This window comes from Alteromonas sp. D210916BOD_24 (assembly GCF_047159385.1).
GTDB lineage: Bacteria > Pseudomonadota > Gammaproteobacteria > Enterobacterales > Alteromonadaceae > Alteromonas.
Window position 1 is genome coordinate 3,834,211 of record NZ_AP038333.1, and the last position, 22,173, is coordinate 3,856,383.

Sequence of the window (22,173 nt, forward strand, 5' to 3'; positions counted from 1 at the left end):
TAGATCCTGTTCTGTCTTTGCTATTTTGGCTATTTCTTTTTAAGCCAAACCAGATGTCGTTCGCCTACTAAATTTGGCACAGTCAGGTTTTCCGTTTTGATGACTTGAAAGTGATTACTCACTTCTTCTATTTCTTGTTGCGGAAATTGACCTTTTAATGCCAAAAACTGTCCCTCTGAATCTACCAGATGTTGGCACCAGTGCAACATATCTTTTAACGAAGCAAAAGCACGACTGAGTACGATATCATACGGCTTTTCCCCTTGGTGTTCTTCAACACGACTTTGCACAGGCGTTACATTCTTTAGCTTCAGGGCGTGGACACATTGTGTCATAAAGCGCACGCGCTTGCCCAATGAGTCCAGCAAGGTAAAAGTTTTGTCCGGAAAGGCAATGGCTAACGGCATACCCGGTAGGCCAGGGCCGGTACCTACGTCAATAATATTATTGCCTGTTAAGTAGGGTACGATAGCCAGAGAATCCAGAATGTGTTTAACCATCATTTGGTTGGGATCACGCACCGAAGTTAGGTTGTATGCCTTATTCCACTTGTCCATCAGCATCACATAATCAATCAGCTGCTGTTGTTGCGTGTCACTGAGTTCAAGGGATAGGGCTTCCAGGCCAGACGCCAAGATCGTGTGCAATTCTTGCTGTTTAGTCATTGATAAATCTGTTTTCTAACTGAAAAAGGTTGTGAGTGATGTGCACCAACAGGCGCTCAGTTCCAACATGATACGCGAAGTATCAGAAAAAACTAAGCGCTAGTGTGCGAAGGTACAATCAAATGCGTATTTTACGCGCTGATCTTGTCTTGCTTTCGCAGCATTCCATGCTTTTTGAGATAAACCAGCAGTAAAGAAATGGCTGCAGGTGTGATCCCAGATATACGAGATGCCTTGCCAATGGTCTCTGGTCGCGCTTCCGTTAATTTTGCGACCACTTCGTTTGACAGACCCGAAATTTTGCTGAAATCCATGTCCTTAGGTAACAGGGTATTTTCGTGGCGCTGAGTTTTCGCAATCTCATCCATCTGACGGGCAATGTACCCAGCGTATTTAATTTGAATTTCCACCTGCTCTGCAGCAATAGGATCCTCAAGACCAGGGCCCACACTCTCAATCTGCATCAGCTGGCTGTAAGTCATCTCAGGACGACGAATAAGCTCTTCTAATGAATGTTCCCGGCTAACGGAATTTTTGAGCATAGTATTAAGCTCAGGGGTTGCCGCGTGATCAGGGTGGATCCACTGGCCGCGCAAACGCTGAAGTTCACTTTCTACTGCTTCCATTTTGTCATTGAATTTCGCCCAACGCGCATCATCAACAAGCCCAATCTCTCTACCCATCGCGGTTAAACGACTGTCTGCATTGTCTTCGCGCAGAAGTAATCGATATTCTGCACGACTGGTGAACATGCGGTAGGGTTCTTTCGTTCCCATTGTGGCTAGATCGTCAATCAGTACACCCATGTAGGCTTGATCACGGCGTAAAATAAGGGGGTCTTTTTGCTGTACTTGTAGTGCGGCGTTAGCACCAGCTACCAAGCCTTGCGCACCCGCTTCTTCGTAACCTGTCGTACCGTTGATTTGACCGGCAAAAAACAAGCCATCAATAAACTTAGTTTCCAGTGTCTGTTTGAGATCCCGCGGATCGAAGAAATCATATTCGATGGCATAACCCGGACGTACGATATGGGCATTTTCAAAGCCTTTTATCGAACGTACTAAGTTCATTTGCACGTCGAAAGGCAGACTGGTAGAAATGCCATTTGGATACACTTCAATGCTGTTTAGCCCTTCGGGTTCAACAAAAATTTGATGTGATGTTTTGTCTGCAAAACGGGTAATTTTATCTTCTATACTGGGGCAGTAACGAGGCCCTATTCCCTCGATCACACCAGTAAACATAGGGGAACGATCAAGGCCGCCACGAATAATTTCGTGGGTTTTTTCATTGGTATGCGTGATGTAGCACGGTATTTGGGTGGGGTGCATCTCCCGGCTACCCATAAATGAAAATACCGGCGTTGGATCATCACCAGGTTGTGGCTGCATTACAGAAAAATCGAGTGAACGGGCATCTAGACGGGCTGGCGTACCCGTTTTAAGACGATCTACACGAAATGGTAATGCACGTAATCTATCGGCAAGTGCGATAGACGGCGGATCGCCCGCGCGACCACCGCGATAATTTTCAAGCCCGATATGGATAGTGCCGCCTAAGAAGGTTCCCACAGTGAGTACAACGGTTTTGGCTTTAAATTTAAGCCCCATTTGGGTAACCACACCACATACCCGATCGTTTTCAACAATAAGATCGTCCACACTTTGCTGAAACAAGGTAAGATTTTCTTGGTTTTCAACAATATTGCGAATGGCATTTTTATAAAGGGTTCTGTCGGCTTGAGCGCGTGTTGCACGTACAGCTGGCCCCTTACTTGAGTTTAAGGTCCTAAACTGGATACCACCTTTGTCGATCGCTAACGCCATTGCACCGCCTAGCGCATCGATCTCTTTGACAAGGTGACCTTTTCCGATCCCACCAATAGCTGGGTTACACGACATTTGGCCAATGGTTTCAATATTGTGAGTCAGTAAAAGTGTATTAGCACCCATGCGAGCAGCTGCAAGGGCCGCTTCTGTACCTGCATGTCCACCACCGACAACGATGACATCAAATGCTTCAGCATAAAACATGGATAAACCTCACTATTGACCAATATTAATCGAGTTTCTTTAGACAGACAGTGCTGAAAAAAGGGCGCGTATTTTAGCTGACTTATTGAATAAAGAAAATGATTAAATTTTCCTCAAAACCTGTTTTTGAAAAGGGTCGATCGAATAATATGATCTTAAGATCTCTTTTAGATCTGTTTATTTTTACTTTTATTAGGATCGCCCAGATCTGTGGGTAACCGATCAAAGCACCTAAAGATCATCAAGTTACGCGATCAATAAGTTTGGGAAACACAGATCCATAACCCTACCTTGAACTTGTGCATAAACCCCCTTTTTATCCACATAGGGATTTCTGAGAAAAGTTATTCTTTTTTCGATCAGAGCTTATACACAGTGGTTTGTAGGATCCTATCCACAGGAGTGATCAAGATGTGATCCAGCTGGGGATAAAATGTTTGCTATTTATGTATTGGGATCACAAGATCGCGGCTTATCGGGCATTATAGACCGATCGCTCTGTGGAGGAGATCATCAACGCATTCCTGTGATTAGATCTTACGATCCCATTTTTATTCTGATTTAGACAATGGCATTTTTTTCGATCTTTTTTTGTTGGAAGTGTTTTACGGCTCATTTTTTCGAATAATTAAGTTATCAATACTTCTCGGCTCACTGAGCAAGCGTCAATAAAGTCATCGTCATGACTGACTAAAAGGAAGCCCCCTTGATATTGTTTTAACGCAGTAGCAAGCGCCTGTTTTGATTCTATGTCCAGATGATTATCTGGTTCATCAAGCAATAACATAGGCGCCTGAGGCTGATGACTGACGATAAGTACCGCAAGTTTCATCTTTTCTCCTCCACTTAACGCACAGCCTTTTCGATGTACCGTATCTTGGCGGAAACCTATCCCAGCTAGCAGTGTTCTTGCAACGTTGTAATCTAAACCTGCGCATTGATCTATGAGGTTTTCTAGTAATGATTTGTCGGGTAATACAAGTGCAAAATATTGATCTAAATAGCATAAAGGGGTGTTGATCTTAATATTTCCACTTTCGGGTGTCAGTTTTCCGAGAAGTGTTTTTAGCAGAGTTGATTTACCACTGCCATTACAGCCTTTAATGTGAACTTTATCTTGCGTATTTATATTGATATTCAATGTCTGCGTTGTACCAAATGGCAATCGCACTTCAGTTAAACGTATTGCATTAACACCGCTTTCAGCGCCTTTAGACAAGCAGATGTGTTGTGGCCTTAACTCAATTTTCCGCTCTTTTAACTGACTCATTTGCATATGCAATTGAGTAGAACGATTCTGTTCATTTTTATTGCGGCTGGAAGCGCTTGCGGTGGCCTTGTCTTTTTTTTGTCCATCAGCACTTTTGGCTGACTACCCGACTTTCGTAATTGCTTGCCTAGTTTCGCTCTTTGGTCGGCTTTTTCTCGGCTTTTTTGGCTTTTTAACTTTATCTGCATATGTTGTTTTTCAATTGAGACCAGCTTTCGTTCAACGGCTTGCAATTCAATAAGGCTTTGCTGCACATAGTTGTCGTAATTGCCCCCAAAAGTGCGAAGTCCCAGAGGGGATAGCTCCCATATTTCTTGCATCTTTCTGAGTAAACGCCGGTCATGACTGATAAGTAAAATGGCCCCTTTAAAACTATCGATACGCTCGCTTAACCAGGTTTTTGCTTTGTTATCCAAATGATTGGATGGCTCGTCCAGTATTAGCAGATCACAGTCACTTTCAAACAGCTGCCAAAGCTTAAGACGAGCAAGTTCACCACCACTGAGTTGTGAGCAGGGAAATAAGGGATCGGCAGGGAGATCTAATTGGTGTAACTGTTGCGCTAAGCGCGTTTCGAGATCCCATTGATCAGCGATAATATCAAACAGGTAGGATGTACAATCACCCTTAGCCACTCGGTGCAACGCACTTAATACATGTGCCTTTCCTATAAAGTCGGCAATGGTTTGGTTAGGTGTAGAAGGTTGTACGTGTTGTTGGTGATACATCGCAAGACGACGGGGAGGGACTATGCTTCCACTGGTTGGTGTGTTTTCGCCAATGATAAAGGCGGCAAACTGTGATTTACCCACACCATTTTTGCCTATCAGTCCCACGCGCTGATGCGTTAAGGAACACGACAGATTGTTAAATAAAACATCACCATTTTCAAAGTGATGACAAAGGTTATGGACTTGTAAAATTGGCATACGTTGCCTCCTGTTAAACAGGGGCAAGCGCGACATCTTTTAAGTAAAAACGACATTAATTGATAACGTGTGGGGTGGAGAAATTACCGCCCGAAAAGCTATGTCGTTAAGTTTAAAATAGGAGGTGTTATGACCACGTGTGCCTGCGCCTACTAACCCTGCGGATCCAAAATAAAGAAGATATGGATGACAGGTTTAGTTGTTCATTTTGGCGTAAGCTCCGATATTTGTGTGGTTATAAAATAGACAAGTTAGCGCGCGGTGTCAATGTTGAGCAATAAAACCAAGCCCTTTAGCGAACTTGGTTTGGCTGATAGCGCGGTTGTGCGTTAGACGGCTCTAGGTCAGCTTGTTCGAGGGAAAGACCTTCGCGGCGACTTGGTCCCTGAAAGCGCACTTTGTATGTATCGTATTCTTTGATTGACTCAAAGCAATAACGACCAAGTGCGTTTTCCAGTTCAGCTAAATTGTGATTGGTGATCAAAATACAGTTCTTTTTATTGACCAATCGCTGTCGCAATAAGTTACCAAACCAACTTTGTGCATTCTTCTTCAGTACAGTTTCATTAACACAGACTTCGTCCAAAATGAGTAGATCAACATCAAGCAGTTCCTGATTTGTCTCTCTAAAGCGCTGACCGGCATTGTCGGTAGCGGCAAAATCGAACGAAAAGTTGCGCATTTCCAGTATGGTCGATAACTGTCGGTACAATACTGATATTTCGTATTGTTCGATGAGTTGGTGTGCGATGGCACCTGCTATATGTGATTTCCCACGCCCGTAGTCACCATAAAAAATCATCATATGCGAACCACTTTGGCGCCAAGCTGGATCGTCATGGGCCGCAATAAAAGACTGGGCAATGGATACCGCTTCAATTACATCGTCACTGTCTTCGACTAGGTTCCCAAAGGTCCATTTAGGGTTCAGGTCAGATCGCCCATGTATCGCTTCTACCCGCGCTTTTTTGGTACGTTGTTGCAGTTGTGAGACATCTGCATTGGCTTTTGCTTCGTACTGCTTACGCAAGGTTTTATAGTCGACATAGTCAGGGGTGGGTTCGACCCTTTTGTTTAACGCTTTAGCCAAGTTGGCTATTTTGTCGGTTATGCGATCCATAATGATTTAACTCTTCTTGGTTGCGGCGTATTTTTCCACCAGCTTTTTGGCATTATCATCTGCTTCAATTCCCGCTGCAACTTTCACTTGTTGTGTGCCAATAACTTTCGTCGTCCCAAAGCCGGATGCCAGGCGTTTACGTTTGATGTTATTGGCAAATTTTTGTGTCCATTGGAATTCGCTAAATACTGAACTAGGCCGGCCAAGCCAGTATGCTTTGAATTCCCCTACCTCGTTGTCGTCATAGGTTTTATCAATAATACCTAGCAGTGTTGCCATTTCTTCAAATAACGCTTTGTTGGGCAGCCAGTTGGTAGACATTGCACTGTGACGGGTATGTAATTGGTCAAAATCCGATTGCGGCTCGCTTAATAGTGGCAGTAATAAAGTTTTACCGTTGATGGTATGTTCCAAGTCCAAATCATATGGCAGTGCGACTAAGCCAATTTGTTCTAGTTGTTTGACTAAACTATTGATTTGACGTCCCCGTTGATATGGACTCTCTTTGTTATCACCGTTGAGTAAGTCGAGTAATTGCTTGTAGTCTATTGGACATGACGATGTGGTAGCGGTGTTAGCGCCTACCCGCAGCCCGAGCAAATACAGCACGCGACAATCGTTCGACAAGGGCGATTGTAATGCAGCAAGTTCTGCTTGGGTAAGCTGGTTATCCATTATGCATTCGCTAATATATCGTCAAACCATTCAACGGCAGCATCTTCGGGAATAGGGTGCTCAAGCACATCGATGTAATATGCATCAGCCTTTAATTTACCGTTGTTCTCTGTAATGAGCTTCTCAATTTCTTTAGCGCCAAAACAAAACGTGTCGTAACTCGTGTCACCTAAACCGATAACATACGCATTAACAGAAGAGAGATCTGCGCCGACCAATTGCGCGGCAAATGGCTGTATGTTGTCAGGTAGCTCGCCCGCACCGTGGGTTGATGTGCAAATCACCCAGGTATTATCTGTTTTGATGTTGTCTAAGTTGGGCTCAATGTGAATTGTATGGGTGTAACCCTTTGCTTCAAGCTTTTCGGCAATAGCGTCAGCAACGTATTCTGAAGCGCCTAACATGGTGCCGACAATAATTTCAAAATGCTTACTCATAGTTGTTTTTCTTCTTATTTACCGATACAGAATGAAGAGAATATCTTACCAAGGAGATCATCTGAGGTGAATTCTCCGGTTATCTCGCAAAGCGCCTGATGGGCTAGTCTCAGTTCTTCTGCCAGTAACTCACCAGCCATGGCATCGTGCAATTGTTGCTCGCCTGTGCTTACGTAACTGTAGGCTTGGTCTAGGGCATCTATATGACGTCTACGCGCTATAAATTGACCTTCTGTGGTGGTATCAAAGCCCATGGTTTTTGCTAAATGGGCTTTTAAGGTATCCACTCCGCTGCCTTCTTTGGCCGATAGATTGATCACCGATATCTCACCTTGTTCGGTGGTCACAGTAGTTTGTCCAATGGCAAGTGTACTGATATCAGCCTTATTGCGAACTACTGTGACAGGAATACCTTGTGGCAGTCTGGCCATAAACTCTGGCCATATTTCAAATGGGTCAATCACGCTGGTTGCAGTAGAGTCTACAACGAATAATACGTGATCTGCCTCATTGATAGCTTGCCATGCCCGTTCAATACCTATTTGTTCTACTTTGTCAGGACTTTCGCGAAGTCCAGCGGTATCGATAATATGTACTGGCATACCATCAATGTGAATATGCTCTTTAAGCACGTCTCGCGTAGTTCCTGCAATGTCGGTAACAATCGCGCTTTCCCGACCCGCCAGCGCGTTTAGCAGACTTGATTTGCCTGCATTCGGTCTGCCTGCAATGACCACCTGCATACCTTCCCGTAACAAGGTGCCCTGCTTGGCTTGTTCGCGCACTTTGGTCAGGCTGTGCATTATCGCGCTTAAATCACCCGCTACTTTACCGTCAGACAAGAAATCAATTTCTTCTTCTGGAAAATCAATCGCGGCTTCGACGTACATGCGAAGGTGTACAATTTGATCGGATAAGGTTTGGATTTGCGTGGAAAACTCACCCTGTAGTGAACGCAATGCACTGCGCGCAGCCTGTTTTGAACTTGCATCAATCAAGTCGGCAATCGCTTCTGCCTGGGCAAGGTCGAGCTTGTCGTTTAAAAAAGCCTGTTCACTAAATTCACCAGGATTGGCCAATCTTGCATGGCCAGTAGCGAGCACTGCGTCAATCAACATGTCCATCACTACCTGACCGCCGTGGCCTTGAAGTTCAAGTACATCTTCACCGGTAAATGAATTTGGCCCTTTAAAGAAAAGCGCAATACCTTGGTCTATTACATTGTTACTTGCGTCAACAAAGGGCGTATAGGTGGCAAGGCGTGGGGTAAGTGCACTGGGTACAAGTTGCTCGGCAATCTCTTTTGCCTTAGGGCCTGATACGCGCACAATACCCACACCACCACGACCTGGCGCAGTGGCTTGAGCAGTGATGGTATCGGTGGAAAGGGTGAGTGATTCCATAATTAGTCGCGGAAGTTCTTAAATTGGAAAGGCTGACCTAGGTTTGATTCTTTAACCAATGCGATAACTTGCTGAAGATCATCACGCTTTTTACCTGTTATGCGAAGCTCTTCGCCTTGAATAGCGGTTTGCACTTTAATTTTGGCGTCTTTTACCAGCTTTACAATTTTCTTCGCCATCGGCTGTTCAATACCTTCTTTAAAGGTAATGGTTTGACGGTAAGTTTTACCATGAGCATCGTAGGGTTTAACATCCATAGATGAGGTGTCTACGTTGCGCTTAGACATGGCTGTTCTGAACATACTTTCCATTTGTTGTAGTTGGAATTCAGCTTCGGCCTTCATCACCACGGTTTTATCTTTGTATTCAAAGCTGGCGTCAATGCCGCGAAAGTCGAAACGCGTTGATAGTTCACGACTTGCGTTTTCTGTGGCGTTACGCACTTCTTCCATGTTGATTTCAGAAACAATATCGAATGATGGCACAGTTTAATCCTCTTAAGACAAAACAGCCCGCTAAGGCGGGCTGTGAAATTTAATGATCAACGTATTATTTACTGTTGATGCCCCGCTTCTCCATAGAAGCATATATCATTTTGGCTTGAACCAAGGTAATGACGTTACTGATTAGCCAGTATAGTACCAGACCTGCAGGGAACCACAGGAAGAAAACACTCATGGCTACTGGCATCCATTGCATAATTTTTTGCTGCATTGGATCGGTAATCGTGGTTGGTTGCATCTTCTGAAGAAGGTACATGCTTGCGCCAGTAAGGATTGGCAGCACAAAGTAAGGATCTTTGGTCGACAAATCAGTAATCCACAACACAAAGTCAGCATGGCGCAATTCAACACTTTCCATTAATACCCAGTAGAGGGCCAGGAAGATTGGCATTTGAAGAATTAGCGGCAAACAACCACCCATAGGGTTTACTTTTTCTTTGCGATATAGCTCCATCATGGCCTGCGACATTTTTTGTCTGTCATCACCAAAACGGTCTTTCAGCTGTTGCATTTTAGGCGCAAGATTACGCATACGAGCCATAGACTCGTATTGCTTCTTAGTTAGCCAGTACATAGCACCTTTCACTACAATAGTGATAAGGATAATTGCCACACCCCAGTTGTTTACCAGACTGTGCAAGAAAGTAAGTAGTGCAAATAGTGGCTGTGAAATCCAAAACAGAATGCCGTAATCAACGGTAAGGTCTAAACCACGGGCAATCTTAGCTAAGCTATCTTGATCTTTTGGACCCATATAAAGGGTAGAGACAAGCGTTTTAGACTCACCTGACGCAATTGTTTCTGAAGGCGATAACACCCCAATAACCGCATACTGGTTACTTAAATTACGTGAGTAAAGGGTATTGGTCTGTTCTTGAGACGGTACCCAAGCTGAAACGAAATAGTGTTCAAGCATGCCAACCCAACCCGCTTTTGTGGTTTCGCGTAGGTTGTCGTCTTCAATTTCATCAAAAGAGTACTTTTGATAACGATCGTCTTCAGTTGAGTATGCTGCACCGCGATAGGTAGGCATAAACATATTGCCGTTGTCTTGAATCTCCATCACCTGTTTTAGCTGTGCATAGGGCTGTACAGTCGCTGTGCTGTCCGTGCTATTTTCAACACTATAGCTAACACTTACGTCATACTGTCCTTTGGTAAAGGTGAATGTTTTGGTAATTGAAAGACCCTGATTATTTTTCCAGGACAATGGCACTACCAGCGTATCGCCAGTCATTTCAAAGAAATCGCTTGCTGCATTGTATACCGGGCGACCATTGCCGCTGGCATCTGGACCTTGTGCGCCTATAAGACCACTTTGTGCAACGTAAAGTCCGTTGCCTGAACGAAGAAGGCTATAGGGAATATCGGAACCTTGGGTGACAGGAAACTTAAGTAAGTCTGCTGAAATCACGTCACCGCCTAGCAAATCAATGCGCACATCCAGAGTATCAGTCTTTACTTCGATAATGCGGCTCGCGTTTTGCGCTACTGCGATAGGCTGTACGGCTGGCACACTATCACTACTGGGTACGTCTTCACTGCTCACATCTTCAAAAGACGGTACACCTTGGTTCGTCTGTTGTGTTTGTTCTTGCGCAGCAGGCACAATAGGTTGCGGCCCATAATCTTTTTGCCATTGTTGCCAAAGCAAAAAGCTCACTAGCGCGAGGCCAATTATCAGAAAACTACGTTGCGATTCCATAGAGGTCTCTTTATTTTGAGTGTTTATCTTGTTGTTTTTCCGGCACTGGATCGTATCCGCCGGCATGCAAAGGGTGGCATTTTAATATGCGTTTAATAGATAACCAACCGCCTTTTACCAATCCATGCGTTTTTAATGCGTCTATAGCATACCAAGAACAAGACGGATGGAAACGACAACGTTGCCCTAAAACAGGGGAAATGAACCATTGGTAGCATTTTATCAATGCTAATGGCACGGCAATTAAGAGTTGCTGCAACGCTTGTTTAATTTTTTCCATAGCTTGTCCAAAGTAGTAAAGACTTCTTGGTTGCTAAGGTTGTCAGCGCCCGACTTTCCGATAACGATAATATCGACATTGGGTAAATTATGCTGTTTGTGACGAAAACTTTCTCTTACTAACCGTTTTAAACGGTTTCTGTCATGGGCTTTTCGAATGCGTTTTTTGGCAAGCGTAATTCCAAGACGGGGAGTATTAAGCGAGTTTGTTCGAGCTAAAACAGTAAAAGAGGGGGATACAGCAGGAGTTGCGTTATCAAACACATAGGTAAAGTGGGTGGGAGTTAACAGACGTAACTCCCTAGAAAACTTATTCTCGCCCACTTTGGCGTCTTTCTAATTAAGCAGAAAGACGAGCGCGGCCTTTTGCACGGCGAGCTGCTAGTACTTTACGACCATTTTTAGTCGCCATACGAGCACGAAAACCGTGAGAACGCTTGCGCTTAAGATTGCTCGGTTGAAATGTTCTTTTCATGACCAAAGTCTCACTTATATTTAGTTAAACATAGGCGTTTTTGGTAACACATTATACTGTTGCCAGCACAATGTGGTGTTTTCACCAGAAAAGCCCATCGAAAAAGGACGCTGAATTCTAGAGATCTCGTGGCCTACTGTCAATGGCTATTATGGCTTTTTGGACGAATAAGTGAACAATTTATGCTGTTTTTTATGCAATGACTTGATTTGTTCGGAAATAAGCTGTGAATAAGGGGATCAATACTATGGGGTTATCCACAGAATGCTGTGGAGAAATATCATATCGCGTAAAAAAGCAAGGGGATCTAACGTATTTTTCAGCCTAATTTAGCATGAATAAACTCACTTCTATTGTGATTTGATCTAAACGTAAAATATCTAAAAATCAATGGTATATAATTTTGATCTGCGAGATCCAATAAGATCGCCATTTACATTGTGTTGATAACGTAAGATAATCCACAGCGATTAAAACGATAACTTAAATTCTCGCTGTTACCCAACATCATCCTCAACGCTATTTTCTTCTTAATGGCGCTTTTTGGTGCCTGCTTATATTTTGTTGGCTTTTTCATGCGAGTTACGGGAGCTGACAACGTACCATGTCCTTGTGGAACCAATGCCTTGAACGTTTGCGTCAAGAATTACCAACGCAACAATTTAGTATGTGGATACGGCCACTGGTGTGTGAAGAACATGACGGGCTTGTTGCGCTTTATGCGCCAAATCGTTTTGTTTTAGATTGGGTACGCGATAAATACCTTAACAATATTACTGCCTTATTACGTGAATTTGCTGGCACTGAGGCACCCCAACTTCGCTTAGAAGTAATGAGTAGGCAAAGTGTAAATCGAGTACAAGCCCCTCCATCTAATCATTCTAATAGTAACGGAAATGGTAGTGTTACGGGGGGAGGAACTGAAGTTACTTCCCATACAAACAGCGTTAATGGGACTGGTTCTGCGTATCAACCGAATCAAACAGGTGCCTCTACAAGTTCCCAAAATCCTTCTGTGTCGCACTCTGGACAAAACTATTCTAGGGGTCATGTCGATCAAGGGATCTTGAAAACGCAGTTAGGTAATAGCGCAAATTATTCGTACGATCATCAGTCCCGATCTAACGGCGATCCTCAGTCATTTAATGGAAATGGACGGGAAGGGCAAAACCTGCGATCAGCTACACCACCTAAAGTGATCCCGATCCCTGAGGCGATGAAGCACAAAAGTAACATTAATCCCACGTATCAATTTGATAATTTCGTTGAAGGTAAGTCAAACCAACTTGCTCGGGCGGCAGCGACTCAAGTCGCTAACAACCCTGGTGGTTCATATAACCCGCTGTTTATTTACGGCGGAACAGGTTTGGGTAAAACTCACTTATTGCACGCTGTGGGGAACGGGATTGTAGCCAATAACGGCGATGCTAAAATTGTGTACATGCATTCAGAGCGCTTTGTACAGGATATGGTAAAAGCACTTCAAAATAACGCGATTGAAGATTTTAAACGGTTCTACCGCAGTGTAGACGCGCTGTTAATTGACGATATTCAGTTCTTTGCTAATAAAGAACGCTCACAGGAAGAATTTTTTCATACCTTTAATGCCTTGCTGGAAGGGAATCAGCAAATCATTCTTACCTCAGACCGCTATCCCAAAGAGATTGATGGTGTTGAAGACAGGTTAAAATCGCGCTTTGGTTGGGGTCTTACCATTGCTATCGAACCGCCAGAACTCGAAACCCGTGTTGCCATTTTGATGCGTAAAGCTGCGGAGAATCGAATTCATTTACCCAATGAAGTTGCGTTTTTTATTGCCAAACGACTTCGTTCTAATGTGCGTGAATTAGAAGGGGCGCTTAACCGTGTTATCGCCAACGCGAATTTTACCGGTCGACCTATAACGATTGATTTCGTAAGGGAAGCATTACGAGATTTACTTGCTTTACAAGAAAAGCTGGTAACAGTTGATAATATTCAGAAAACTGTCGCAGATTATTATAAGATAAAAGTAGCTGATATTTTGTCTAAGCGAAGAAGTCGTAGCGTAGCTCGGCCTCGTCAAGTTGCAATGGCATTAGCAAAAGAATTGACCAACCACAGTTTACCCGAATTAGGTAATGCCTTTGGTGGTAGAGATCATACTACTGTTTTGCACGCGTGTAGAAAAATAGAGCAGCTAAGAGAAGAAAGTCATGATATAAAAGAGGACTATAAGAACCTCATTAGGACTTTATCTTCCTAACCACTTGATCTTAGAGGCGAGATAGCACTGCGATGAAATTTACTATAAGCCGCGAACAATTTTTGCAACCCCTACAGCTGGTGTCAGGCGCTGTTGAGCGTAGACATACTTTGCCTATACTTTCTAACGTGCTCATTAAAGTTAGTGAGGACGCACTATGGCTTACCGGTACAGATTTAGAGGTTGAACTAATCTCTAGTGCAAAATTAGAAGGGGAGTTTACTGAAGGTGAAATCACCGTTCCAGCGAAGAAGTTGTTCGATATTATTCGTGGTATTTCTGAAGGAACAGATATTCATTTTTCATTAGACGGTAGTAAGGCGTTGATCCGCGCTGGCCGTGGACGTTATACACTTTCTACACTTTCTGCAAACGATTACCCTAACTTAGAAGATTGGGAAGGCGAAGTAGAATTTGAGCTATCTTGCAGTGACTTGAAAAGACTCATTGATTCCACCAGTTTTTCAATGGCGCAACAGGATGTCCGTTATTACTTAAACGGAATGTCACTTGAAACTGAAGAGCACGTCATTCGAACTGTAGCTACAGACGGTCACCGTTTAGCTTTGTGTCGATTAAATTACGAAACGAGTTTACCTGCTCGGCAAGTCATTATCCCTCGTAAAGGCGTGTTGGAAATATCCCGTTTAATCAGTGATGATGATAAGTCGCTTAAAGTACAGATAGGTGCTAATCACTTACGAATTTTTTCTAATGATTTTATCTTTACCTCGAAGCTCGTAGACGGCAGATTTCCAGACTATCGTCGTGTGCTGCCTCAAAATGGTGACAAAGAAGTCATTGCGAGCAAAGCTGTATTAAAAGAGGCATTCTCTCGCGCTGCAATTTTATCTAATGAGAAGTTTAGAGGGGTACGTCTAAACCTTTCTTCAGGTGAGTTAAAAATTACTGCCAATAACCCTGAACAAGAAGAAGCGGAAGAAATTGTAGATGTTCAGTATCAAGGTGATGATTTAGAAATTGGGTTTAACGTTGCCTATTTGATTGATGTATTGAATGCATTAGGCTCAGACAGTGTCAAAGTGAGTCTTTCTGATTCAAACGCCAGTGCACTTATAGAAGACGAAGCGGATGATGCTGCGCTTTACGTTATAATGCCAATGCGCTTGTAGTTCGCGCGCTTTTCACTAAGCCATTTTGTTTTTAACCCGTTCATTTAAAGAAGCGATACGTAACAATTCGTATCGCTTCTTTTTTGTTTTTAGTGTGCCATCATGAAGTTGGACCGCGTCCAAATTACCCAGTTTCGTAATCTTAGTTCCGTTACTTTTTCACCATCACCTGCACTCACCATCATAAGGGGTGTAAACGGAAGTGGAAAATCGTCGTTAATTGAAGCCCTCTATTATCTTGGTTTTGGCCGTTCATTTAGAACAAATAAACATGCATCGGTAATTCAACATGGTAAGGATAACTTTAGTGTTTTTGCTGCATGTAAAAATAAAGAGGGTAAAACACTTAATATTGGTTTACAAAGAAACCGAACAGAGACCTTTACTTGCAGTATTAATGGCGAGCACTCAAATAGACTTTCAGATTTAGTGAGTTTGGTTCCTCTACAATTGTTTACGCCACAAAGTACCGATTTAATTATTGGTTCACCTTCTGAACGTAGGCGATTTTGTGATTGGGGATTGTTTCACGTGAAACATAGCTTTCAAAATGTGGCTAACCAATATGGAAAGTACCTAAAACATCGCAACGCTTTATTAAAGCAGCAGGCCAACCTTGCTGCATCTGAAAACCAATACTGGGAAACTAAGTTTGTAGAGCTTGGTGAAATGATAAGTGATATCCGCCAGCAATACGTAGACGAACTTACCCCAATCTTTAAACAGTATTCACATGAATTTCTTCCTAACTTTGAAGTAGATTTGAGTTACTATAAAGGGTGGGAAAAAGATGTTTCTTTATCTGAAAGCCTAGTTAAAAAGCGTGAGTATGATGGTAAAATAGGGCATACGTCGTCTGGGCCTCACAAAGCTGATTTACGGCTTAAAGTAAATGGGGTTAATGCCCAAGAGCTTTTGTCTCGCGGGCAGCTTAGAATGGCCGTTGCAGCGCTTCAAATGTCACAGACAAAGTGCTTCAATTCGTCTACAAACCGTAAAAGTATCTTTTTACTAGATGATGTTGGCGCAGAGTTAGACGCAGATAAAAGACAACAATTTATTGACGGGTTGCTTCAAATGGATACGCAGGTTTTCGTTACTGCTATAGAATCCTCGCAACTTGAATTCATAGAAAAATATAACGAAAAGAAATTGTTTCACGTGGAACATGGAAGCGTGAAAGAGGAGTAAAAGCTAGTATGTCAGCAGAGAACAACTACGACTCGTCCAGTATTAAAGTACTTAAAGGATTAGATGCCGTAAGAAAGCGTCCTGGTATGTATATCGGTGATACTGATGATGGTACCGGATTACACCACATGGTTTTCGAGGTGGTCGATAACTCTATCGATGAAGCACTTGCTGGTCATTGTTCTGAAATTGTTGTGCAAATTCACAGTGATGGTTCAGTATCTGTGTCTGACGATGGCCGTGGTATACCGACAGAGTTACACCCAGAAGAAGGCGTATCAGCTGCAGAAGTTATCATGACGGTGCTTCACGCAGGCGGTAAATTTGATGATAACTCGTATAAGGTATCAGGTGGCCTTCACGGTGTTGGTGTGTCGGTTGTAAATGCGCTTTCGAGCCGTTTGAAACTGCGCATTCGTCGCGGTGGCAAAGCGCACGAACAAGAGTACCATCATGGTGTACCACAAGCACCGTTAGCGGTAACAGGCGATACGGATAAAAACGGCACCATGATCCGTTTCTGGCCAAGTAGTGATACCTTTACTGATACCCTTTACCACTATGACATTCTTGCCAAACGTCTTCGCGAATTATCTTTTCTTAATTCTGGTGTTTCTATTCGTCTTAAAGATGAAAGGGACGGCAAAGAAGATCACTTCATGTATGAAGGTGGTATTAAAGCATTCGTTGAATACTTGAATGAAAAGAAAACGCCAGTTCATCAGAAAGTCTTCCATTTCGCTAGCGAGCAGGAAGACGGTATTTCTGTAGAAGTTGCTATGCAATGGAATGATAGCTTCCAAGAAAACGTTTTCTGCTTTACAAACAATATTCCACAACGCGATGGTGGAACGCACTTGGCAGGTTTCCGTGGCGCATTAACCCGTACCTTAAATAACTACATGGAAAAGGAAGGGCTGAACAAAAAAGCTAAAACTAATGCCAGTGGTGATGATGCGCGTGAAGGCTTAACGGCTGTTGTTTCAGTAAAAGTACCAGACCCTAAATTTAGTTCACAGACTAAAGATAAACTAGTTTCGTCTGAAGTGCGTCCAGCTGTAGAGTCTGCGATGAACGAGAAGTTAGCTGATTTCTTATTGGAAAATCCAGCAGAAAGTAAAATTATCGCAGGCAAAATTATTGATGCAGCGCGTGCTCGTGAAGCTGCACGTAAAGCACGTGAAATGACTCGTCGTAAGGGCGCGTTAGATTTAGCTGGCCTACCTGGTAAATTAGCAGACTGCCAAGAAAAGGACCCTGCACTTAGTGAGCTATACATAGTGGAGGGTGACTCTGCGGGCGGTTCAGCCAAGCAGGGTCGTAACCGTAAGAACCAAGCAATTTTGCCGCTTAAAGGTAAAATTCTTAACGTTGAAAAAGCGCGTTTTGACAAGATGCTTTCTTCACAAGAAGTAGCAACGCTTATTACAGCGCTTGGTTGTGGTATCGGTCGTGACGAATACGACCCAGAAAAACTGCGTTATCACAGCATCATTATCATGACCGATGCGGATGTGGATGGTTCGCATATTCGAACCCTATTATTGACGTTCTTCTATCGCCAAATGCCAGAAATCATTGAACGTGGATATGTGTACATTGCACAGCCACCGCTTTATAAAGTGAAGAAAGGTAAACAAGAGCAATACTTAAAAGATGATGATGCGTTAACAAACTACTTAACGTCAATTGCTATTGACGGCGCTTCACTTCATACCAGCAGCGATGACCCTGGTATAAGTGGTGTAGGCTTAGAGAATTTAGTGAAGCAGTATCAGTCTGTTGAGAAGATGATTACGCGCATGAAACGTATTATGCCAGCATCTATTCTTTATAGAATGCTCTATACACCTACGCTGAACCTAGAAGATCTAAAAGTTGAAGCTACCCTAGAGAATGTGGCTAAACACTTCGTAGAGCAGCTTACAGAGCGTGAGAATGACGGCGCTACTTATCGTTATGAAATTCGTCACGACGCCGAGTTAAGCGAGTACTTCATTACCATTATTATGCGCATGCACGGTATTGATTATGAGTACATTATTAATCATGAATTCATTGAGTCGACTGAATATCAACGATTGAAAGATCTTAACTTAGCTATCAATGACATGATGGGTGCAGATGCGTATATTCAACGTGGCGAGCGTCAACAGCCAGTGGATTCATTTAAGTCTGCGCTTGAGTGGCTAATGAGTGAAGCTAAACGCGGTCAATACATACAACGATACAAAGGGCTAGGGGAAATGAACCCAGAGCAACTTTGGGAAACTACGATGGATCCTGAAAGTCGTCGTATGCTACAGGTTACTATTGAAGATGCCATTGGATGTGACCAGTTGTTCACTACGTTGATGGGTGACCAAGTTGAGCCGCGTCGTGAATTCATTGAAGCAAACGCGCTTAAAGTAGAAAACTTGGACGTATAGCGTATTTTTAAATATAAGCTTATAAACGTAATAAAAAGCCCGACTTATTCGTCGGGCTTTTTTGTGCTTATTGACCCATCACTGAAAAGTGAAAGGCGGTGGAATAAAGGACTGCTTTATGGCGATACAAAGCGTTATTTAAACGCTATAGCTTATTAACTACTAGTGCAACTTCACCCGCACTAGCAGGACTAACGGTGAAACGGTATTTACCGGTTGATGAAGGCGTAAATTGAAGGTTCTCTGAGCCTTGCTCACAGATTAAATAGACAGTTGCACCTAGCATTACTGGTTGACCCTTATACTTACCGCCACAGCTCTGTGAGGGCGTCCATTTTGCGTCAGAAAGGCGAAAGTCATAGGGTTGTCCATCTGCAATGAGTTCTACGTCTACAATCCATCCTGAACCAGTACGTTTGAATTTATAACTGGGGTCGGCTTCCCACCAATTAAATACGCCTCTTAAAAACATATTGTCAAACTGTATACGTGGTGCATCTGGCATCACTTCTGGAATAGTAAAGCTTCCGCTACTTGTACAAGCTGACAAAGCAAAACAAAAAGTAAAAGCACAAATTAACTTTTTCACGACAACTCCGTGGGTAAAAAAAAGCCCAACGTATTGAGTTGGGCTGTTGTTCAGTAACTAGCGTGTTACTTTACGGTATAGCCTAAGACTTTGCGAGGATAGAAATATCCGCAGTAGTTAGGAAAAGTTGCCTTAAAAGTGACAATAACGCAAGTCTGTTTTGTCTTACCGCAACATCATCAGCCATAACCATGACATTATCGAAGAAACTGTCAATAACGTCTCTAAGGGTGGCAAGAGTGGTAAGAATACGCTTGTAGTCCTGTGACGGAATAGCTTGATTAACTTCTGACTGAGCAGCGTTTAGTGCGTCATACAAGGCTTTTTCAGGTACCTCATTTAATAACGAAGGATCAATGCTGGCTTCACTAGACTCATCAACGTTTTGCTTAGCGAGAATGTTCGCTACTCGTTTATTAGCGGCGGCAAGCGCTTCTGCTTCGCTCATATCTTTAAATGCTGCAACGGCATTAATACGAGCAAGGTAATCGGCTGGTTTAGTTGGCCTACGAGCGGCGACGGCTTGGATAACGTCAATAGCGACATCTTGATCTTGTAACAAGGCAGTAAAACGGCCTAAAACAAAATCAACTACCTGATCCTGTGTATCTTGATTAGTAAGCTTTTCGCCATAGACGTCTGCTGCTTTTGCAACAAGTGAATCAAGATCGAGGGGAAGTGACAACTCAGTGACTATACGCAATACACCAATTGCCGCACGGCGAAGTGCAAAGGGATCTTTATCGCCTTTTGGAAGCTGACCAATACCGAAGATACCTACAAGCGTATCAAGCTTGTCAGCAAGTGCTACGGCAGCACTTACGCCAGAACTGGGTAAGGCATCGCCAGCGAAACGCGGCATATACTGCTCATACAGTGCTTCTGCTACAGACGCATTTTCACCGTCATTTAGTGCATAGTACTTACCCATGACGCCTTGTACATCAGGAAATTCCATAACCATATTTGACATAAGGTCAGTTTTGGCTAGTAAACCTGCACGAGCCGCATGAGTTTCATCAGCACCTATTTGACTGGCGATGAAGCCAGATAGGGCAGAAATTCGCTCTGATTTCTCCTTTAATGTACCGAGTTGTTTTTGGAAAAGCACTGTTCCTAAGCTGTCTAAACGACTTTCTAATGTCGACTTTTTATCGCTATTAAAGAAAAACTCAGCATCAGCCAGGCGAGGGCGAATGACTTTTTCATTACCGGAAATAACTTGAGACGCGTCTTGGCTTTCAATGTTACTTACAAACAAGAAGGTGTTTGAGAGGTTACCTTCGCTATCTAATAAAGGAACGTATTTTTGATCGTCCTTCATGGTGTAAATAAGTGCTTCTTTCGGTACGTCTAAGAAGGTCTTATCAAACCCTGCCTGAAGAACAACAGGCCATTCGACAAGAGACGCAATTTCTTCTAACAAGTCTTCGTTATAGTCAGGTGTAAGCGATAAGCTTTTTGCTGCGTCTTCTAACTGCTGACGTACTTTGTCTTTACGTGCTTCAAAGTCTGCCAAAACATATTGCTGTTTAAGCGCAGCAGCATAGTTATCAGCATGGTCTAGTTCGAAACGTGCTTGACCATGGAATCGGTGACCTTGCACTGTACGCCCGCTGGTGAGACCAAGCACAGACACGTTCACAATTTCACTTCCGTAAAGCACGCACAATGTGTGAACTGGACGAATAAATTGCGTGTTGTAGTTACCCCAACGCATAGGCTTTGGAATTGGCAATTTACTTACCGCTTGGTTAATTAAGCTTTCAAGCAGTTCCGCCACAGATTGACCGGGTACGTGCGCTTTATGAAGCAACCATTCACCCTTATCAGTAACTAATCGCTCGGCTTCTTCTACACTAATACCGTTACCACGCGCCCAACCTTGTGCTGCTTTGGTTGGATTACCGTCTGCATCAAATGCTGCAGAAACCGCAGGGCCGCGTTTTTCAACTACTTTATCAGCCTGACCCTCAGCAAGACCTGACACGTAAACAGCAAGACGGCGAGGCGCTGCAAACCAGCTTACTGAGTTAAAGCTCAAATCAGCTTGAGTTAATGCCGCTTCAAACTGTGCAGCAAAGGCTTCACCAAGTGATTTAAGGGCTTTTGGTGGTAATTCTTCTGTACCTAATTCGACTAAACAATTTTCTGTACGCACGCTTATGCCTCCTTGTTACATAGTGGGAAGCCTAGTGCTTCACGTGCTTGGTAATAACTTTCAGCGCAGGCTTTTGCTAAAGTTCTTACGCGAAGAATATAGCGCTGACGCTCTGTCACTGAGATGGCATGGCGAGCATCCAATAGATTGAATGCATGAGACGCCTTCATCACTTGTTCGTATGCAGGAAGCGGCAGGTTGTGCTCAATCAATTTCTGGCTTTCTGCTTCACACTCGTCGAACGTTCTAAACAGCGCTTCAACATTGGCGTGCTCAAAATTATAGGTCGACTGCTCCACTTCATTTTGATGGAAGACATCACGGTAAGTTACTTTACCCATTGGGCCGTCTGTCCACACCAAGTCGTAAATACTGTCAACGCCCTGAACATACATGGCTAAGCGCTCAAGACCATAAGTAATTTCACCGGTGACCGGTTTACACTCAAGACCACCAACTTGTTGGAAGTAAGTGAACTGTGTTACTTCCATGCCGTTTAGCCACACTTCCCAACCAAGACCCCACGCCCCTAGCGTTGGAGACTCCCAGTTATCTTCAACAAATCGAATGTCGTGAACTAGCGGATCGAAACCTAACTCTTTCAAAGAGCCCAAGTACAACTCCTGAATATTGTCAGGAGAAGGCTTTAGCATCACTTGGAACTGATAGTAATGTTGTAAGCGGTTTGGGTTTTCGCCATAACGACCATCAGTAGGTCGGCGGCACGGTTGAACATAGGCGCTACTCATTGGTTCTGGACCTAAAGAACGTAGGAACGTCATAGGGTGGAAAGTACCCGCACCGACTTCCATATCCAGAGGCTGAATAATAACGCAGCCTTGACGCGCCCAATAATCTTGAAGCGCAAGGATCAACCCTTGAAAGGTTTTAATATCGTATTTCTGCATACATCCGCTGCTTATTAGTTATC

The 22,173-nt window shown here is 43.4% G+C and carries 20 protein-coding genes; 4 read left to right on the plus strand and 16 right to left on the minus strand.

The features are described 5' to 3' along the window. Nucleotides 1-29: 29 nt before the first annotated feature. The 13 genes from rsmG to rpmH all read right to left on the minus strand — a co-directional run bounded on the left by rsmG (nucleotide 30) and on the right by rpmH (nucleotide 11,494). Nucleotides 30-665: a 16S rRNA (guanine(527)-N(7))-methyltransferase RsmG gene (rsmG, locus tag ACMCM8_RS16685; RefSeq protein ID WP_412723706.1), complete on the minus strand. Its 636-nt coding sequence runs from the start codon at nucleotides 663-665 to the stop codon at nucleotides 30-32. 131 nt (nucleotides 666-796) lie between these two features. Continuing rightward, complete coding sequence (gene mnmG, locus ACMCM8_RS16690; RefSeq protein WP_412723707.1) at nucleotides 797-2,698, minus strand: tRNA uridine-5-carboxymethylaminomethyl(34) synthesis enzyme MnmG; 1,902 nt, start codon at nucleotides 2,696-2,698, stop codon at nucleotides 797-799. Nucleotides 2,699-3,326: 628 nt separating this feature from the next. Next, nucleotides 3,327-3,968 (minus strand): ATP-binding cassette domain-containing protein, encoded by a 642-nt coding sequence (locus ACMCM8_RS16695; RefSeq protein ID WP_412723708.1) that lies wholly within the window; start codon nucleotides 3,966-3,968, stop codon nucleotides 3,327-3,329. Continuing rightward, complete coding sequence (locus ACMCM8_RS16700; RefSeq protein WP_412723709.1) at nucleotides 3,965-4,897, minus strand: ATP-binding cassette domain-containing protein; 933 nt, start codon at nucleotides 4,895-4,897, stop codon at nucleotides 3,965-3,967. The genes ACMCM8_RS16695 and ACMCM8_RS16700 overlap by 4 nt, the downstream gene beginning before the upstream one ends. Before the next feature lie 292 nt (nucleotides 4,898-5,189). Further along, nucleotides 5,190-6,017, minus strand: coding sequence for an ATP-binding protein (locus ACMCM8_RS16705; RefSeq protein ID WP_412723710.1), 828 nt, complete (start codon nucleotides 6,015-6,017; stop codon nucleotides 5,190-5,192). Between the two features lie 6 nt (nucleotides 6,018-6,023). Further along, a complete protein-coding gene (locus ACMCM8_RS16710; RefSeq protein WP_412723711.1) occupies nucleotides 6,024-6,692 on the minus strand; it encodes a DnaT-like ssDNA-binding domain-containing protein in 669 nt (222 codons plus the stop codon). Further along, nucleotides 6,692-7,129: an FMN-binding protein MioC gene (mioC, locus tag ACMCM8_RS16715; protein ID WP_412723712.1), complete on the minus strand. Its 438-nt coding sequence runs from the start codon at nucleotides 7,127-7,129 to the stop codon at nucleotides 6,692-6,694. The genes ACMCM8_RS16710 and mioC overlap by 1 nt, the downstream gene beginning before the upstream one ends. Nucleotides 7,130-7,143: 14 nt before the next feature. Beyond that, a complete protein-coding gene (mnmE, locus tag ACMCM8_RS16720) occupies nucleotides 7,144-8,532 on the minus strand; it encodes a tRNA uridine-5-carboxymethylaminomethyl(34) synthesis GTPase MnmE (protein ID WP_412723713.1) in 1,389 nt (462 codons plus the stop codon). A 2-nt stretch (nucleotides 8,533-8,534) separates the two neighbouring features. Next, nucleotides 8,535-9,017 (minus strand): YajQ family cyclic di-GMP-binding protein, encoded by a 483-nt coding sequence (locus tag ACMCM8_RS16725; RefSeq protein ID WP_412723714.1) that lies wholly within the window; start codon nucleotides 9,015-9,017, stop codon nucleotides 8,535-8,537. A gap of 64 nt (nucleotides 9,018-9,081) precedes the next feature. Then, a complete protein-coding gene (gene yidC / locus ACMCM8_RS16730; protein ID WP_412723715.1) occupies nucleotides 9,082-10,740 on the minus strand; it encodes a membrane protein insertase YidC in 1,659 nt (552 codons plus the stop codon). A 10-nt stretch (nucleotides 10,741-10,750) separates the two neighbouring features. Beyond that, nucleotides 10,751-10,999 carry a membrane protein insertion efficiency factor YidD gene (gene yidD / locus ACMCM8_RS16735; RefSeq protein ID WP_412727776.1) on the minus strand — a complete coding sequence of 83 codons (249 nt, stop codon included), beginning with the start codon at nucleotides 10,997-10,999 and terminating at the stop codon, nucleotides 10,751-10,753. Then, entirely contained in the window at nucleotides 10,984-11,343 is a 360-nt protein-coding gene (rnpA, locus tag ACMCM8_RS16740) for a ribonuclease P protein component (protein ID WP_412723716.1), read from the minus strand. The genes yidD and rnpA overlap by 16 nt, the downstream gene beginning before the upstream one ends. Nucleotides 11,344-11,359: 16 nt before the next feature. Continuing rightward, a complete protein-coding gene (rpmH, locus tag ACMCM8_RS16745; protein ID WP_014290886.1) occupies nucleotides 11,360-11,494 on the minus strand; it encodes a 50S ribosomal protein L34 in 135 nt (44 codons plus the stop codon). 604 nt (nucleotides 11,495-12,098) lie between these two features. Between rpmH and dnaA the strand changes: the two genes are divergently transcribed. From dnaA to gyrB, 4 genes are all read left to right on the plus strand, one after another. Beyond that, complete coding sequence (gene dnaA / locus ACMCM8_RS16750) at nucleotides 12,099-13,739, plus strand: chromosomal replication initiator protein DnaA (protein ID WP_412723717.1); 1,641 nt, start codon at nucleotides 12,099-12,101, stop codon at nucleotides 13,737-13,739. A gap of 32 nt (nucleotides 13,740-13,771) precedes the next feature. Then, nucleotides 13,772-14,872, plus strand: a complete 1,101-nt coding sequence (dnaN, locus tag ACMCM8_RS16755; RefSeq protein WP_412723718.1) for a DNA polymerase III subunit beta — start codon at nucleotides 13,772-13,774, stop codon at nucleotides 14,870-14,872. A gap of 102 nt (nucleotides 14,873-14,974) precedes the next feature. Further along, nucleotides 14,975-16,063 carry a DNA replication/repair protein RecF gene (gene recF / locus ACMCM8_RS16760; protein WP_412723719.1) on the plus strand — a complete coding sequence of 363 codons (1,089 nt, stop codon included), beginning with the start codon at nucleotides 14,975-14,977 and terminating at the stop codon, nucleotides 16,061-16,063. An 8-nt stretch (nucleotides 16,064-16,071) separates the two neighbouring features. Continuing rightward, nucleotides 16,072-18,492, plus strand: coding sequence for a DNA topoisomerase (ATP-hydrolyzing) subunit B (gene gyrB, locus ACMCM8_RS16765; protein WP_412723720.1), 2,421 nt, complete (start codon nucleotides 16,072-16,074; stop codon nucleotides 18,490-18,492). A gap of 145 nt (nucleotides 18,493-18,637) precedes the next feature. On the opposite strand, the gene ACMCM8_RS16770 is transcribed toward gyrB, so the two are convergent. The 3 genes from ACMCM8_RS16770 to glyQ all read right to left on the minus strand — a co-directional run bounded on the left by ACMCM8_RS16770 (nucleotide 18,638) and on the right by glyQ (nucleotide 22,150). Next, nucleotides 18,638-19,081, minus strand: coding sequence for a hypothetical protein (locus tag ACMCM8_RS16770; RefSeq protein ID WP_412723721.1), 444 nt, complete (start codon nucleotides 19,079-19,081; stop codon nucleotides 18,638-18,640). Between the two features lie 82 nt (nucleotides 19,082-19,163). Then, nucleotides 19,164-21,242 carry a glycine--tRNA ligase subunit beta gene (gene glyS / locus ACMCM8_RS16775; RefSeq protein ID WP_412723722.1) on the minus strand — a complete coding sequence of 693 codons (2,079 nt, stop codon included), beginning with the start codon at nucleotides 21,240-21,242 and terminating at the stop codon, nucleotides 19,164-19,166. Nucleotides 21,243-21,244: 2 nt separating this feature from the next. Further along, the gene (glyQ, locus tag ACMCM8_RS16780; protein ID WP_412723723.1) at nucleotides 21,245-22,150 is read right to left on the minus strand and encodes a glycine--tRNA ligase subunit alpha; all 906 of its coding nucleotides are present in this window, start codon (nucleotides 22,148-22,150) and stop codon (nucleotides 21,245-21,247) included. Nucleotides 22,151-22,173 lie beyond the last annotated feature (23 nt).

Excerpts from the sequence above, each read along its gene's own strand:
- rsmG (WP_412723706.1), bottom strand. The coding sequence starts at position 665 with ATGACTAAACAGCAAGAATTGCACACGATCTTGGCGTCTGGCCTGGAA.
- mnmG (WP_412723707.1), bottom strand. The coding sequence starts at position 2,698 with ATGTTTTATGCTGAAGCATTTGATGTCATCGTTGTCGGTGGTGGACAT.
- ACMCM8_RS16695 (WP_412723708.1), bottom strand. The coding sequence starts at position 3,968 with ATGAGTCAGTTAAAAGAGCGGAAAATTGAGTTAAGGCCACAACACATC.
- ACMCM8_RS16700 (WP_412723709.1), bottom strand. The coding sequence starts at position 4,897 with ATGCCAATTTTACAAGTCCATAACCTTTGTCATCACTTTGAAAATGGT.
- ACMCM8_RS16705 (WP_412723710.1), bottom strand. The coding sequence starts at position 6,017 with ATGGATCGCATAACCGACAAAATAGCCAACTTGGCTAAAGCGTTAAAC.
- ACMCM8_RS16710 (WP_412723711.1), bottom strand. The coding sequence starts at position 6,692 with ATGGATAACCAGCTTACCCAAGCAGAACTTGCTGCATTACAATCGCCC.
- mioC (WP_412723712.1), bottom strand. The coding sequence starts at position 7,129 with ATGAGTAAGCATTTTGAAATTATTGTCGGCACCATGTTAGGCGCTTCA.
- mnmE (WP_412723713.1), bottom strand. The coding sequence starts at position 8,532 with ATGGAATCACTCACCCTTTCCACCGATACCATCACTGCTCAAGCCACT.
- yidC (WP_412723715.1), bottom strand. The coding sequence starts at position 10,740 with ATGGAATCGCAACGTAGTTTTCTGATAATTGGCCTCGCGCTAGTGAGC.
- rpmH (WP_014290886.1), bottom strand. The coding sequence starts at position 11,494 with ATGAAAAGAACATTTCAACCGAGCAATCTTAAGCGCAAGCGTTCTCAC.
- dnaA (WP_412723717.1), top strand. The coding sequence starts at position 12,099 with ATGTCCTTGTGGAACCAATGCCTTGAACGTTTGCGTCAAGAATTACCA.
- dnaN (WP_412723718.1), top strand. The coding sequence starts at position 13,772 with ATGAAATTTACTATAAGCCGCGAACAATTTTTGCAACCCCTACAGCTG.
- recF (WP_412723719.1), top strand. The coding sequence starts at position 14,975 with ATGAAGTTGGACCGCGTCCAAATTACCCAGTTTCGTAATCTTAGTTCC.
- gyrB (WP_412723720.1), top strand. The coding sequence starts at position 16,072 with ATGTCAGCAGAGAACAACTACGACTCGTCCAGTATTAAAGTACTTAAA.
- glyQ (WP_412723723.1), bottom strand. The coding sequence starts at position 22,150 with ATGCAGAAATACGATATTAAAACCTTTCAAGGGTTGATCCTTGCGCTT.